The 15,026-nt window shown below is 62.6% G+C and carries 14 protein-coding genes; 3 read left to right on the forward strand and 11 right to left on the reverse strand.

Translation table 11 applies throughout. The features are described from left to right. Positions 1-144 precede the first annotated feature (144 nt). The 3 genes from AC30NL_RS10070 to fba form a co-directional block, all read right to left on the reverse strand. Entirely contained in the window at positions 145-1,260 is a 1,116-nt protein-coding gene (locus AC30NL_RS10070) for a hypothetical protein (protein WP_489463865.1), read from the reverse strand. Further along, positions 1,257-2,165: a phosphoribosylaminoimidazolesuccinocarboxamide synthase gene (locus AC30NL_RS10075; RefSeq protein ID WP_489463866.1), complete on the reverse strand. Its 909-nt coding sequence runs from the start codon at positions 2,163-2,165 to the stop codon at positions 1,257-1,259. The genes AC30NL_RS10070 and AC30NL_RS10075 overlap by 4 nt, the downstream gene beginning before the upstream one ends. A 166-nt stretch (positions 2,166-2,331) precedes the next feature. Continuing rightward, positions 2,332-3,399, reverse strand: coding sequence for a class II fructose-bisphosphate aldolase (gene fba / locus AC30NL_RS10080; protein WP_489463867.1), 1,068 nt, complete (start codon positions 3,397-3,399; stop codon positions 2,332-2,334). A 285-nt stretch (positions 3,400-3,684) separates the two neighbouring features. On the opposite strand from fba, the gene AC30NL_RS10085 reads away from it, so the two are divergent. Continuing rightward, complete coding sequence (locus AC30NL_RS10085; protein WP_489463868.1) at positions 3,685-4,707, forward strand: STAS-like domain-containing protein; 1,023 nt, start codon at positions 3,685-3,687, stop codon at positions 4,705-4,707. Positions 4,708-4,733: 26 nt separating this feature from the next. Here the strand turns inward: AC30NL_RS10085 and AC30NL_RS10090 are convergent, their stop codons facing one another. The 8 genes from AC30NL_RS10090 to def all read right to left on the reverse strand — a co-directional run bounded on the left by AC30NL_RS10090 (position 4,734) and on the right by def (position 12,124). Next, entirely contained in the window at positions 4,734-5,939 is a 1,206-nt protein-coding gene (locus AC30NL_RS10090; RefSeq protein WP_489463869.1) for a threonine ammonia-lyase, read from the reverse strand. A gap of 52 nt (positions 5,940-5,991) precedes the next feature. Further along, positions 5,992-7,428, reverse strand: a complete 1,437-nt coding sequence (gene pyk / locus AC30NL_RS10095) for a pyruvate kinase (protein ID WP_489463870.1) — start codon at positions 7,426-7,428, stop codon at positions 5,992-5,994. 67 nt (positions 7,429-7,495) lie between these two features. Next, complete coding sequence (locus tag AC30NL_RS10100) at positions 7,496-8,689, reverse strand: phosphoglycerate kinase (RefSeq protein ID WP_489463871.1); 1,194 nt, start codon at positions 8,687-8,689, stop codon at positions 7,496-7,498. Between the two features lie 114 nt (positions 8,690-8,803). After that, on the reverse strand, positions 8,804-9,133 hold the full coding sequence (locus tag AC30NL_RS10105) for an AzlD domain-containing protein (RefSeq protein ID WP_489463877.1): 330 nt from the start codon (positions 9,131-9,133) through the stop codon (positions 8,804-8,806). Positions 9,134-9,135: 2 nt separating this feature from the next. Next, entirely contained in the window at positions 9,136-9,918 is a 783-nt protein-coding gene (locus AC30NL_RS10110) for an AzlC family ABC transporter permease (protein WP_489463872.1), read from the reverse strand. A 216-nt stretch (positions 9,919-10,134) separates the two neighbouring features. Next, a complete protein-coding gene (locus AC30NL_RS10115; protein ID WP_489463873.1) occupies positions 10,135-10,566 on the reverse strand; it encodes a hypothetical protein in 432 nt (143 codons plus the stop codon). 73 nt (positions 10,567-10,639) lie between these two features. Then, complete coding sequence (fmt, locus tag AC30NL_RS10120; protein WP_489463874.1) at positions 10,640-11,596, reverse strand: methionyl-tRNA formyltransferase; 957 nt, start codon at positions 11,594-11,596, stop codon at positions 10,640-10,642. Positions 11,597-11,611: 15 nt separating this feature from the next. Continuing rightward, entirely contained in the window at positions 11,612-12,124 is a 513-nt protein-coding gene (def, locus tag AC30NL_RS10125; protein ID WP_489463875.1) for a peptide deformylase, read from the reverse strand. Between the two features lie 262 nt (positions 12,125-12,386). On the opposite strand from def, the gene AC30NL_RS10130 reads away from it, so the two are divergent. Beyond that, complete coding sequence (locus AC30NL_RS10130; protein ID WP_489463876.1) at positions 12,387-13,595, forward strand: LysM peptidoglycan-binding domain-containing protein; 1,209 nt, start codon at positions 12,387-12,389, stop codon at positions 13,593-13,595. A 185-nt stretch (positions 13,596-13,780) separates the two neighbouring features. After that, positions 13,781-14,896, forward strand: coding sequence for a DNA-processing protein DprA (dprA, locus tag AC30NL_RS10135; RefSeq protein WP_489463878.1), 1,116 nt, complete (start codon positions 13,781-13,783; stop codon positions 14,894-14,896). The last annotated feature ends 130 nt before the right edge of the window (positions 14,897-15,026 follow it).

Raw genomic sequence — 15,026 nt, forward strand, 5'->3', positions numbered from 1 at the left:
AAAGGCGCCTGATCTAGGCGCAAAGCGCAGCCATAGCTTGGCTATGGCGAGCATTTGCAACGACGAGCAGGGGGCTTTTGGCGTGATGAGCGGGCATGATCTCTCAGCCTCTGAACCCTCGCGATGCAGGCCCGAGAAGCCGGCCTAAATCGTCAAAGCGGCAGCTTCCAGCGCCTGCACCACCATCGCCTGGCACTTGCGATGCTCCGCCCAGCATTCACGTCCTTGCACCGCATGCCGTGCGGCCGAGGTTTCATCACCCAGCAGTTTGAACATCATGTCGAGCCGCCCATGCGCTGTCGCCCGGTCATCCATGTGCATGGACGTGTCGATCGCCGCATCAGCTGCCTGGGCATCGCGCTCGGCACCGAGGCGATCGCCAAGGTGCCATCGGCACCACGCCATATCGGCGAGGAAGTTGCCGGTGAGACGTGCGAGCCCCTGCTTCTGCGCCTCGGCAAGATGCTTTTCGTACAGACCCAGCGCCTCGCCATACTGTCCCTGCACTGATGCGATACAGGCGCGCTGCATGGGCAGCAGGGCATCGAGCGATACCGTGCCCACCCATGCGTCGAAATTGCCCGCGCACTCGGCCCCGGCCAGTGCATAGCGGGCCTGACCCTGCGCGTCACCGCCGAACACCGCCGCCTGCATCGCGTGATGCACGCGTTGGGCGCTTATGTTGAAGTTGAGCGCGCTCTGCGTGGTCTCGTCACCATCGGCCACCGCGTGTTCGCGGGCTCGTGCATACCAGGGCTGAGCAAGGTCGAGCCGCTCAGCGAAATCGTAGGCCAAGGCCACAACCATGCATGCGCGCGCGCGCGCCGAATGGTTGTCGGCGGCCGCGATCCGCAGCGACAAGGACACATTGCGCACAAGGCTGTCGATGTCGTTGTTCGTGTAGTCCATCATGTGCGCAAGCCATGCCGAGCTCAGCGCATGAAGCTGAGTGAGGCCGGCCGCTGCACTGAGGGCCTGCGCACGCATCATCTTGTCGCGTGCCCCGCTGCTCAGGCTGCTGAAATGCAGCTGCCATCCTTCCACAATGCACAGCCAGGCACTCACCGCTGGGTTCGGCTGATGGTCAAATTGAGAATGCAGCGCATTGATTTCGACCCGGGCCTCATCGAAATGGCCGTGCCGCGCCAGAAAGCCCGCGCGCTCGGCGCGCAGGCATGCCGCCTCGACGGGCCGACGCACCTTGGCGATGGCTGCATCCAAGCGCGCCAGCAGCCGGGATTGTGGAGCCCGCCTCTTCATGCCGTCAGCCGCTGCAGGGCTTCACGGTACTTCGCTGCCGTCTTCTCGATCACCTCCGAGGGCAATGGCGGCGCGGGCGCCTTCTTGCCCCAGAACCCGCCATTGATGGTGGCCTGCTCGAGCCAGTCGCGCACGAACTGCTTGTCGTAGCTCGGCGGATTGCGCCCCTCCTTGAAGGCGGCTTCATAACCCTCGACCGGCCAGAAGCGAGAAGAGTCGGGCGTAAGCACTTCGTCCATCAGGACTAGAGCGCCCTTCTCGTCCAGGCCGAATTCGAACTTCGTATCCGCGATGATGATGCCCTTGCGCAAGGCGATCTCAGCCGCCGTTTTGTAGAGACTGATCGAGGTTTCTCGCACCTTGGCGGCGAGGTCCGCGCCGACGATCTGGCTCATGCGCTCAAAACTGATGTTCTCGTCGTGGTCGCCGATCTCCGCCTTTGTGGCGGGCGTGAAGATCGGCTCGGGCAGCTTGCTGGCATTCTTTAATCCCGCAGACAACGCGACGCCGCACACGGACTGGTCTTGCTGGTATTCGCTCCAGCCGCTACCGGCCAGGTAGCCGCGCACCACTGCCTCGACGGGAAGGCCTTTCAGCCGCTTGACGAGCATCGAGCGACCACGGACTTGGGCACGTTCTTCAGGCTTGACCACGCTCTCAGGGTCGTCGCCTGTGAGATGGTTCGGGATGATGTCTTGAAGGTGTGCGAACCAGAACAGCGCCATCTGCGTGAGCAACTCGCCCTTGCCTGGAATCGGCTCGCCCATCACCACGTCGAAGGCGCTGAGCCGATCGCTCGCGATCATGAGGATGCGGTCGTTGCCGACCGCATAGTTGTCACGAACCTTGCCCCGTGCGAGCAAGGGCAGAGATGAAATGGACGATGTGAGCAAGCCGTTTGTCATGACATTCTTGTAATCCGTGGCGCTTCCCTGCGTGTGCGAGGAGCGTCCTGATTGTAGTAAGGCACCTGGGCACAAAGCATCGTTGCTTTTGTAGTCGCTCGGCCGACCGCCATAGCGTATAGGCGTCAAAAAGGCGCCCGAAGGCGCCTGGCATTTTCCGAACAGATCAAGCGGCGATGCGCTGAGCCAGTTCGCCCTTGCTGTAACGCGAGGCAATGACGGCGAGCGTCTCGCCCTTGATCTTGCCGGCCTGCCCTTCGCAGCCGAACTCGACATAGCGCTGCCGGCAAATCTGCTTGGCGGCTTCGCGAGCAGGCTTCAGGTAGTCGCGCGGATCGAATTTCTCCGGATTCTCGACAAAGAACTTGCGAATCGCGCCGGTCATCGCAAGGCGGATGTCGGTGTCGATGTTGATCTTGCGCACGCCGTACTTGATGGCTTCCTGGATTTCACTCACCGGCACGCCATAGGTTTCCTTCATCGCGCCGCCGTATTGGCGAATCTGCGCGAGCAATTCTTGCGGCACGCTCGACGAACCGTGCATCACCAGGTGGGTATTCGGAATGCGCTTGTGGATTTCCTTGATGCGGCCGATGGCGAGGATGTCGCCCGTGGGCTTGCGGCTGAACTTGTACGCGCCGTGGCTCGTACCGATCGCGATGGCAAGCGCGTCGAGTTGGGTGCGCTTGACGAAGTCTGCCGCCTGCTCAGGATCGGTGAGCAACTGCTCCATCGTCATCGTGGCTTCAGTGCCGTGGCCGTCTTCCTTGTCACCCTTCATGGTCTCGAGCGAGCCGAGGCACCCGAGTTCACCTTCGACAGTGACGCCAAGCTTGTGTGCCATGTCAACGACGCGCTTGGTGACGTCGACGTTGTAGTCGTAGCTGGCGATGGTCTTGCCGTCCGCCTGCAGCGAACCGTCCATCATCACCGAGGTAAAACCGAGGTCGATAGCCCCTTGGCAGACGTCAGGGCTCTGCCCATGGTCTTGGTGCATCACGAGTGGAATGGTCGGATAGCTTTCGACCGCGGCCTGGATCAAGTGCTTGATGAAGGCTTCACCCGCATACTTGCGCGCGCCGGCGCTCGCCTGCAGGATGACAGGGGCTCCAACTTCGGCGGCGGCGGACATCACCGCCTGCACTTGCTCGAGGTTGTTGACGTTGAACGCCGGAATCCCGTAACCGTTTTCGGCGGCGTGGTCCAGCAGTTGGCGCATGGAAACGAGTGGCATGGTGCTTAATTCCAGGAAGTTAATGAAACCTGCAGGTCGCGAGTCCAGTGCGCCGAACTTTCGGCTGTAAACGCGCCGTAACCCCGTGAGTTTACCGGGGAGTACCCGATCGCTGGACTTGAAGCACGCCCAATCGGGTTTTGCACCTTGCTCGACGTTTCGTCAAGGGCTTCACATTTCAAAAGGGCGGGAATGAAATGGACCGGAAAACACCCGCTTTTCGGGCTCAATCGCACGGACCTGCATCCGACACTGGGGCCCTTTCCGGAAGGGGGACTGTTCACAATGGCCAGATTCGACATCAACACGCTCACCCTGTGGATTACGCCCGCGGCAATCAATCATCCCATTGACTTGGCGGACCACGTCGCCAAGCGGATGGCCGTCACCCCCCGCACCGCGAACAAGGCGCTGCAACGGCTGGTCGACCTGAATTGGCTGGTGCGCGAAGGTACCAAGAACAGGCCGAAGTTCAGCCCGGGCCTGCTGCGTCAGGTGGCACAGCGCTACCCCCTTGCCGGGCTTGAAGAAGACATCCCCTGGTCACGCGACTTCGCGCCCTATTTCAACCTGCCCTGCGAAGTGAATCGAATGATTCAGCACGCGTTTTGCGAGTTGCTGAACAACGCGATCGACCACAGCGAAGGCACGAGCGTCACCGTGTCCTTGCGGCAGACCCAAAGCCATGCGCAACTGCTCGTATCCGACGATGGCCGCGGCGTTTTCGACAAGATTCATGCAGCCTTTTCGCTGGAAGACCCGGCGCTTGCCATGCTGGAACTCAGCAAAGGCAAGCTAACGAGCCAGCCGGCCAGGCACACCGGGCGCGGTTTGTTCTTCACCTCGAAGATGGCCGACATCTTCGATCTGCACGCCAATGAACGCGCCTTTCAGCGTCGCGAGTGGGACGGCGGCGGATGGTTGCCTGGGAGGGCCTTGGGGCGGCAAGGCACCTCGGTCTATGCAGCGATTGCACTCGACACGACGCGCACACTGGAGGGCGTTCTGCGGGCCTACAGCGCGGATGGCCAAGGCCTCACCTTCGAACGCACGGTCGTGCCACTGCGATTGATCACATCGAAACTCGCCGGGCTCGAATCTCGGGCACAGGCTCGCCGCGTGACTGCGCGATTGAATGAATTCCGTAGCGCCGAGGTGGATTTCAGTGGCGTGCCGCACATTGGCCACGGTTTCGCGGACGAACTGTTTCGCGTCTTCACGGCCCAGCAGCCGTCTTTTGAACTGGTGCCGGTAAACATGTCGCTGGCCGTGAAAACGATGGTGGAGAGCATTCGGCGCGCGGCCTGAACCAGCACACTCCGAGGCTCAGAGGCTCAGCCGATGCGATCGGCGTGAAATCCCTCGGCACGCATCCTGGTCAGGATCTCCTCGATGTGGGCCACGCCACGTGTACTCACCACCACCTCGATCTGAGCGCGCTCCACCGAAAGTGAGGTGAAGGCACGTTGGTGCTGCACCTCGTCGATGTTGGCGCCGAGCTTGCCGAGCGTCGAGGCCACGTCGGCCAGCGCGCCGGGAACATCGCGCACATCGAAGCGCAAGCGAGCGAGGCGTCCTGACTTCACCATCCCGCGGTGGATGATTTCCGCAAGCACCATCGGCTCGATGTTGCCGCCGGACAGGATCAGCCCGACCTTGCGGCCGGCAAAGCGCGTCCGGTACTTCGTCAAGGCGGCAAGGCCCACGGCACCCGCACCCTCGACCACCGTCTTTTCAATCTCCAGCAGCATGAGGATCGCCTGCTCGATATCGTCCTCTCCGACGAGCAGCACGTCGGCCACGCGTTCGCGAATCAAGGGCACGGTCAACGCACCGGGTTGCCTCACGGCGATGCCATCGGCAATGGTCGCTTGGGCGCTGTCGTTGTGCTGCTTGTGCACCGCGTTCCACACCGCAGGAAAACGTTCAGTCTGCACACCGATGACCTCGATGCCGGGCTTGATGGACCGTGCAGCTGTCGCCACGCCGCTGATCAATCCACCGCCCCCAATGGCAACCAGCAAGGTGTCGATGTCGGGCTGCTGCGCCAGCATTTCGAAGCCGATGGTGCCCTGTCCGGCGGCGACTGCAAGATCGTCATAAGGGTGAACCACCGTCAGGCCGCGGTCCTTTGCGAGCTGCAGGCCGTGCGATTTTGCGTCGTCGAAGGTATCGCCTTCGAGCACCACCGTAGCGCCGAAGCGGCGCGTGTTCTCGACCTTCACGGCGGGCGCAAATCGCGGCATCACGATGGTCGCCGGGATGCCGAGCCGCTGCGCGTGATGCGCCACGCCTTGCGCGTGGTTGCCGGCAGACACTGCCAGCACGCCTCGCGAACGCTCCTCGCCGTTCAGCTGCAAAAGCTTGTTGAGTGCGCCACGCTCCTTGAATGACGCCGTGAACTGCAGGTTCTCGAACTTGAGGAAGACCTCGCAGCCCGTGATCGCCGAGAGCGTTCGCGACGGCATGCACGGCGTGTCCAACACCTGGCCCTGCAAACGTTGAGCGGCGGCGTGGATGTCAGCGGCGGTGAGCGTCATGCAGCCATTGTCCACACGGAAGGACCTTCCCAATGACATCGGAGCCCCGCGATCACGCCACCCGCCCCACCTTCAGCATGTTCGTGCCTCCCGGATACCCCATCGGCTCGCCGCAGGTGATGCCATAGGTGTCGCCCGGCTTCAGTACGCCGCGATCGACCAGCAAGGCCTCGGCGCGGGCGAGGGCCTCGTCGCGGTCGGCGTAGTTGGGCATCAACAGCGGCGTCACGTTGCGGTACAACGCCATCTTGCGCTGGCTGATCAACTGGGAGGTGAGGCCGTAGATCGGCACCTTGATCTTGTGACGGCTCATCCAGAGCGCCGTGGAGCCCGACTCTGTCAGCGCAAGAATTGCCTTGCACCCGAGATGGTGTGCCGTGAACAACGCGCCCATGGCGATTGACTGGTCGATGCGGCCAAAGCGCTTATTGGTGAAGTCAGTGTCGATGCTTGCGTCTTCGGCCCGCTCGGCTTCCAGCGCGATGGCAGCCATTTGTTCGATGGTCTCCACCGGGTACTTGCCGGCCGCGGTTTCGGCACTCAGCATCACTGCATCCGTGCCGTCCAGCACTGCATTTGCGACGTCGCTCACCTCGGCGCGTGTGGGCACCGGGTTGACGATCATCGACTCCATCATCTGTGTCGCGGTAATGACTACTTTGTCCATCTCGCGTGCCATCTTGATCATGCGCTTCTGCAAGGCCGGCACCGCTGCATTGCCGACCTCAACGGCCAGGTCGCCGCGCGCAACCATGATGCCGTCGCTGGCACGAAGAATCGATTCGAGCACTGGAATTGCCTCGCTTCGCTCGATCTTCGCGATCATTCCCGGCTTGTGCCGCCACGGCTCGCCGGCCACGTTGGCCAACTGGCGGGCCATTTCCATGTCGGTGGAGTTCTTCGGGAAACTCACCGCGAGGTATTCGCACTGGAAGGACATCGCAGTCTTGATGTCTTCCATGTCCTTGGACGTCAGGGCCGGTGCGGTAAGCCCGCCGCCCGCCTTGTTGATGCCCTTGTTGTTCGAGAGTTCGCCGCCAATGACAACGGTGGTGTGCACCTCTTCGCCGCGCACAGCATCGACCGTCAGCTTGAGCAAGCCGTCGTTCAGCAAAAGCGTGTCGCCGGGCTTCACGTCACGCGGCAGTTCCTTGTAGTCGAGGCTGACTCCTTCGTTCGTGCCGAGCGCCGTGCTTGCCGCATCGAGCACGAACTTCTGCCCGGCCTCGAGCATGATCTTTCCGCCTTCGAACTTGCCCACGCGAATTTTCGGGCCCTGCAGGTCGGCCATGATGGCCACTTCCCTGCCGGCCTTCTTTGCCACTTCGCGAACAAGGTGGGCACGGTCGACGTGGTCTTGAGCCTTTCCGTGCGAGAAGTTGAGCCGCACCACGTCGACCCCCGCGAGGATCATCTGAGTTAGCACCTCGGGTGAGCTGGAAGCTGGGCCGAGGGTAGCAACGATCTTGGTGGCGCGAACCATGGACATGGAGTCTCCTGTTCTTGAGTCGTGGGAAGTTTCACGGGTTACGGCCCTCTGGCGGAGGGCTCCCGCATTAACCCTGCGCGCGACGCTGAAGAATCTCGAAGGCGGGCAAGGTCTTTCCTTCTAGCACTTCAAGGAAGGCTCCGCCACCTGTGGAGATGTAGCCCACGTCGCGCTCGATGCCGTACTTGGCGATTGCCGCCAGCGTGTCGCCACCGCCTGCAATGCTGAACGCCTGGGAGTTGGCGATAGCGCGTGCGATGGTCTCGGTGCCGTGCGCGAAAGCGTCGAACTCGAACACGCCGACCTGGCCATTCCAGACGATGGTGCCCGCCGCTTTGAGCTGCGTTGCGAGTTGCGCTGCGGACTTCGGGCCGATGTCAAGGATCATGTCGTCGGCCTCGACTTCAGTGGCCGCTTTCACAGTGGCAATCGCATCCGCAGCGAAGGTCTTGGCCGTCACGACGTCGACCGGAATCGGCACCGCCGCGCCTCGCGCCTTCATGGCTTCGATCACCGCCTTCGCGTCAGCGATCAAGTCGGCCTCCGCTAGCGACTTGCCGATCTGCAGACCCGCGGCCAGCATGAACGTGTTGGCGATGCCGCCGCCCACGATCAGTTGATCGACGTTTTTTGCGAGCGACTGGAGAATCGTGAGCTTGGTGCTCACCTTGCTGCCGGCCACGATTGCCACCAGCGGACGCTTCGGATTGGCCAGCGCCTTGGTGATCGCATCGATTTCAGCCGCCAGCAAGGGGCCAGCGCAGGCTATCTTCGCGAACTGGGCGATGCCGTAGGTCGACGCCTCGGCGCGGTGGGCCGTGCCGAAGGCATCGTGGACGAAGATGTCGCACAGCGCCGCCATCTTCTTCGCAAGCTCCTCGCTGTTCTTCTTCTCGCCCTTGTTGACGCGGCAGTTTTCCAGCAGCACGAACTGGCCCGGCCGCACATCAACGCCATCGATCCAGTTGGCCACCACAGGCACCTCGCGGCCCATGAGCTCTCCCAAGCGCTTGGCCACAGGAGCCAGTGAGTCCTCGGGCTTGAACTCGCCCTCGGTCGGACGACCCAGGTGGGACGTCACCATCACCGCAGCACCTGCCTGCAGGGCCATCTCGATGCACGGGATCGAAGCGCGGATTCGAGTGTCTTCGGTGATCTTGCCAGCGTCGTCCAGCGGCACGTTGAGATCGGCGCGGATGAACACACGCTGGCCGGCGGCCTTGCCCTGGGCGATCAGGTCTTGGAAACGGAGAACATTCATGGGGGTGCTGGGTTGAGTGAGTGCAACCCCGCGATTTTAGGGACCGCCAACGCTTGTGCCCTGCGTCGCAACCTTATGAAAGGGCCCGAAATCGCTCCATCCTGGGCCGTGTCCTCACCAGCCCAGCCAAAGCCTCAACGGGACCAGCACCGCCATGCCGATCAGGATCGTTCCGAGGATGCCACGCCGCCAGATGAAGTAGCCCGTGCCCGCCGCCACCGCGAAGATCCGTGCATCCTTCCACGTGTCGACGAGATGCCCCTGCGACATCACGACCTCAGGCACCAGCACCGCTGCGAGAGCTGCCAACGGCGCGTAGCGAAGGCCGCGCCGCACCCAGTCCGGCAGCACAAGCTCGCGGTCAGAGAGCAGGAAGAAAGAACGAGTGAACACCGTGATCGCGGCCAAGCCGACGATGGTGATGAAGACATCCCAGTTGCTCATGATCATGCCGCAGTCTCCCGCGCGTCGTCCCGCGGCTTTGCCCTCGGCTCGGGCTCGGCGAGCAGGTTTCGGAGCCTGCGACCAGCACCGCCGCTGCCGTCAATTATCAAGCCCACACAGACTGCCGCCGCGATAGCGACAACGATGTGCAGCCTGAAAGGCAAGGCGAAAGCTGCCACGGCTGCGCCACCCGCGATGACAGCGGCAAAGGCTGTCGCGCGGTCGGACAGCATCGAATAGGTGAGCCCCAGAAGTGCCAGCACGCCGGCGAACCCGAGCCCCCAGTGCGTCGGGATCACGTCGGCCAGCATGATGCCAACGATGGATGGAAACTGCCAGGCCACCCAGTTCACAATCGAGCCGCCGAAAAAGTAGCTGATTTGCCCTTCGCCTTCCCGCGCTTGCGGAAAGCGCTTCATGAAGAACACATAGTTGAGGTCGGCCGAGAAGTAGCCGAGGGCAATGCGCTTCATGCGAGGAAGGCGCATGAAAAAGGGCCGCCACTGGGCGCTGAAGATGATGAATCGCAAATTCACGCACAGGGCCGTGGCCCAAATGACCCAGATCGGCGCGCCCACCGCCATGAGCGGGATGGCGGCGAGTTGCGCGCTGCCGGCAAAGACAGTGAGGCTCATCAAGAGCGCAAGCGGGATAGACATTCCGCTCTTCACCATCGCGACACCGGTGACGAGACCCCAGGCTCCGATGCCGAGACTCACGCCCAGCATGTCTTTCGCACCGGCACGGAATTGGGGGTGCCGCATCGCGGCGCGAATGGAAGTCATGTGTCGATTGTCCCCTCTTCGGGGAAAACCCTAGCAGAACAGGCAATACCGACGTCTGGAAATCAGTGTGTTTTGAACGCTGCCGTGGCCGGGCATCAATGTGGAATGGTGCGACAGTGCCGCTCGATGCTCGGAAGGTCTTGCACCATGCGACGAACTGCGAAAGATGAGCAATGAAGTGGGACGGGGCGGTGGGTCCCGTCGCGCGACGCAAGATCAGGACGCGTGAGCGGCCTTGGTGTCCTTGGGCCTGGGCTTGGCGATCGCCTTCTCGACTTCGACATCCGCCGCCTTCGCGTCGGCCGCTTTGGCGTCGATCTTCGCGTCGGCCTTAGGTTCAGGCTTGGGCTCTGGTGCCGGCCTGGGCGCCTGGGCGAGGAGAACCGGGGGGACGGTGTCGATCTTGTTCTCGCGCATGTAGTCGTTCATGTCGCGCCAGCCGGCGAATATAGCCGCCTTGTCAATGCGACGATTGAGTGTGTAGCAGTCCTCGATCGCGCGGCCGGCGTGCCGACAGGCGCTCCCCACGGCCTTGCCCTCAGCTTCGCGGGCAGCAGCAACCTTTTCAGGCGATTCGATGCCAAGCATGTCGCAGCCCGCGAGCAAAGCAGCAGCAAGTAACACGGCGTGGACGGCGGGGCGCAACATGGTCTGACAGCGGAGTTCTGCTGCAGATATCGGTGCTTTGCCGACGGACTTGAGCCCGCCCATGCCCCCGGTGTTACGCAGCCGTCCCGAGCCGGGTGCCTTTCAGGTCGGGATGCGCCTGCATGAGCTGCCGGGCCAGGACGCGTTTTCCTCCTGGACGCTGAAGTTCGATGAGCCGCAGGGCATCCTCGCCACAGGCGACGGTCAGCGCGTCATCGGCCGATTCGATCACCTCACCCGGCTTCCCACGCCCTTCGGCCACGACAGCACGCCAGACTTTTACCGCTTCGCCACCCAGGGTCGTATTCGCTCCGGGGAAAGGATCGAAGGCGCGAATCCGACGCTCGATGATCGTGGCCGGCTGTGTCCAGTCGATCAGGCCTTCTGCCTTCTCGATCTTGTGCGCGTAGGTCACGCCCTCGGCAGGTTGTGGCGTGCGATGCAGGCCGCCGCAGACGGCCAGCTCCAGCGCCTCCACAACCAGCCGCCCGCCGAGCGTGGCCAGCCTGTCATGCAGGGTCGCCGTCGTGTCGTCCGGCCGAATGTCGATCGCCTCGACAAGCAGCATGTCGCCCGTGTCCAACCCGGCGTCCATCTGCATGATCGTGATGCCGGTCCGCGCATCTCCCATTTCAATGGCGCGGTGAATAGGCGCCGCGCCGCGCCAGCGCGGGAGCAGCGAGCCATGGATGTTCATGCAACCGCGGGGCGGCAGATCGAGCACCCATTGCGGCAAGATCAGCCCATAAGCGGCCACGACCACGACGTCGGGCCTGGCAGCGAGCAATGCCTCGCGAGCGGTGCTCGCATCCTCGGGATATTTGCCGTCCAGGCGCAGGCCGCGCGGCTGCGCGACCGCGATGCCATGATCTTGCGCGAAGGCCTTGACCGGAGAGGCCTGCAGCTTCATGCCGCGGCCCGCGGGACGGTCCGGCTGGGTCAGGACGAGCGGGATGGTGAACTTCGCGGCGTGCAGGCGCGCCAGGGCGACCTTGGCAAATTCCGGTGTCCCAGCGAAAGCAACTCTCATGCGATGAATCGGCGCTCAAGCACGCAGTTCGTCGCGCGTCTTTTTGATCATCTTGGTCTTGATCCGGTCGCGCTTGAGCGAGCTGAGGTATTCAACGAACACCTTGCCCAGCAGATGGTCCATTTCGTGCTGCACACACACGGACAACAACCCCTCGGCCTCAAACTCATAGGTCTCACCCGCGCGGTTGAGGGCACGCACCTTGACCCTCGCGTGCCGCTTCACCTTGTCGAAGATCTGCGGCACCGACAGGCAGCCCTCGTCGCTGAAGCTCATTTCCTCGCTCTTGAACACCAATTCAGGGTTGATCAGTACGCGAGGATCGTCGCGCATATCCGAGGTGTCGATGACGATCACTCGTTCGTGGACGTCGACTTGCGTGGCGGCAAGACCCAAACCATCGGCCGCGTGCATGGTTTCAATCATGTCGTCGACCAATTGCTGGATGTGCGCATCGACTTCCTTGACCGGCTTGGCCACGGTGTGCAGTCGCGGATCGGGATAACGCAGGATATGAAGTTTGGCCATTGGTAATGGGAATGTTCGATCAGCTTGGCTGACTCGCAACCTGTGAACACGACGCAACGCGAGCCAGCGTGACAGGTCGCACAACTGGCTGCTGCATTGGGTCACTTTCGTTGCGATATCAAGGGTTTAGAGGCAGAATCTACGAAACTGAATGAGGAATTTTCGCCGAAGTGCTGCCGGGTTTGGGCGCGATGGTGGAACAACCCCACGTCAACCTTTTCGCGCAGGCGCTCCACCTGTTGCGCCCCGGAGATACAAGCTGATGACGCGTCGCACCCGTTTTGCACCCACACCCCAACCAAGCCCAGTCCAGCGATCTTTTCGATCTGCCGTCCTGGCAGCGTCGTTGGGATTGGCGTTGGGTTCTGCGCTCACAGGCGCCGCCCAGGCAGCAGGCAATTATCCGATCACTGACGCGCAGCGGGGAACCGCCCAGCGGGTCGCTGATGCCGGTGTTGCCTTGTCCGAACTGGCGGACAACGCCCCCGACTCCTACACGGTCAAGAGCGGCGACACGCTGTGGGACATCTCGAAGCTCTTCCTCAAGTCCCCGTGGCGCTGGCCTGAACTATGGGGCATGAACCTCGACCAGATCCGCAATCCGCACTTGATTTACCCGGGACAGGTGCTGTTTCTTGAAAAGGCCGGCGGCCGCGCCCGTCTGCGCATGGGACAGGGCGACTCGGTTCCGTCCGGCACCGTCAAGCTATCCCCGCGCATACGCGGCTCCTCCCTCGATGGCGACGCCATCCCGTCCATTCCCTTCAACCTGATCGAGCCCTTCCTCAATGAGGCGGTGATCTTCCAAGGCAATGAGTTGGCCACGGCGCCGCGCATCGTCGCGACGCAAGAAGGCCGCGTGCTGTTGTCGCGCGGCGACACGGCTTACGTGCGCGGCGAATTGGGCGGCTCCAGCTCCTTCCGCATCTTCCGTGAGCCCAAGCCACTCAAGGATCCAGGCACCGGCGAGATCCTGGGCTACGAGGCCGTCTACGTGGGCGCGAGCGAAGCGATTCGCGCAGGCGAAACCCGCACCGGAAAGGATGGCAAGCCCGAAATCATTCCAGCCACCTTCGCGGTGACGAGCATTCGCCAAGAGGCCAACGTGGGTGATCGGCTCGCCCCGGTGCCGGCACGCGAATTCTCGAACTACGCGCCGCATGCGCCGGCGTCGCCCATTGCCGGGCAGATCGTGTCGCTTTACGGCGATGCACTGACCGCCGGACAGAACCAGATCGTCGCGCTGAATCGAGGAGCGCGCGACGGCGTCGAGCGCGGCCACGTGCTCGCGCTGTGGCGCGACGGCGCACACGTCATCGACAAGACCGACCCCTCGCGGCCGACGATCAAGCTGCCGGACGAACGCCATGGCATGCTCTTCGTCTTCCGCGTGTTCGATCGCATGTCGTATGCACTCATCCTGTCAGTGAAAGACCCGGTCAAGCCGGGCGACCGCTTCACCCAGCCCTGAGAGGCTGAGAGTATTACGATCATGCCCGCTCATCACGCCAAAAGACCCTTGCTCGTCGTTGCAAATGCTCGCCATAGCCCGGGCGATGGCTGCGCTTTGCGCCTAGATCAGGTGCCTTTTGACGCGCTGCTCGGGCACGCTCGAAAAACTCTCATCCTCTAATTCCTCTGTAGGTTTTCATCTTGATTGAGAGCGATGAGCTCGCAGCGTGGCTGCGCCTGCTCGAAACTCCCGGCGTCGGCCGGGAATCTGCCCGCAAACTCCTAGCGGCCTTTGGCTCTCCCCACGCGGTGTTCGAGGCCCGCGTAACCGGGCGGCGTGAGGTGGTCAGCGCCAATGCGGCGCTGGCTCTCGACACAGCGCCAAAGATGTTGAAGACCCTGGTGGCAACCACTTTGGATTGGTTGAACGCACAATTCGAGGATGCACCCCGCCAGATCATCACGCTGGGTGATTCATCGTATCCCGCAGCGCTCCTCGAGACTGCCGATCCGCCTTTGCTTCTGTACGCTCAGGGACGTTACGAACTGCTGCGGACCCAAGGCATCGCGATCGTGGGTAGCCGAAATCCGACGCCGCAAGGCATGGACAACGCGAGGTCATTTGCCGCTGCGCTAAGCGGCGACGGGTTGACTGTGGTATCCGGTCTTGCGCTCGGCATTGACGGTGCGGCACATGACGGCGCACTTAAGGGATCAGGAAGCACCATTGCAGTGGTCGGCACCGGCCTGGACCGCGTGTATCCGAAGCGCCATCATGAACTGGCCCATCGCATTGCCCGCCAGGGCTTGATGTTGAGCGAGTACTCGCTTGGCACCATGCCGCTGAACCAGAATTTTCCTTTGCGCAACCGCATCATCGCGGGGCTGACCCGGGGCACGCTCGTGGTCGAGGCGGCGATGCAATCAGGATCGCTCATCACCGCACGGCTCGCCTCCGAGGCTGGGCGCGACGTCTTCGCAATCCCGGGCTCCATCCATTCGCCGCAGGCAAGAGGATGCCACTGGCTGATCAAGCAGGGCGCGAAGCTCGTCGACAGCGCGCAGGACATCCTGGAAGAACTGAAGCCGGGTCTGCGCACGACCGAAAACGCCGGATTGTGTAGGAACGATTCCGTACCCGCCGCCGAGGGGGATCCGCTGCTCGATGCACTTGGGTACGAACCGGTCACGCTCGATGCCTTGGTGGCCCGCACCGGCTTCTCGGCGACGGATCTGAACACCCGCCTGCTCGAACTTGAGCTCGACGGCCAAGTCGCCCGCTTGGCTGGTCAGTTGTTCCAGCGTGTTGGACTAGGCTAGGGGCGTGTTAACACTAAATGCATACCCGCGGCCCGGAATAAGTTCCCGTTTGGGGGGCGCTGGGCGGGATGCGATGCAAGGCGCTCCGAGCGCCGTGTGGCGAGCCACACAAGTGAGGAGCAACGCCGCA

It is taken from the genome of Rhizobacter sp. (genome assembly GCA_021153565.1).
GTDB lineage: Bacteria > Pseudomonadota > Gammaproteobacteria > Burkholderiales > Burkholderiaceae_C > Albitalea.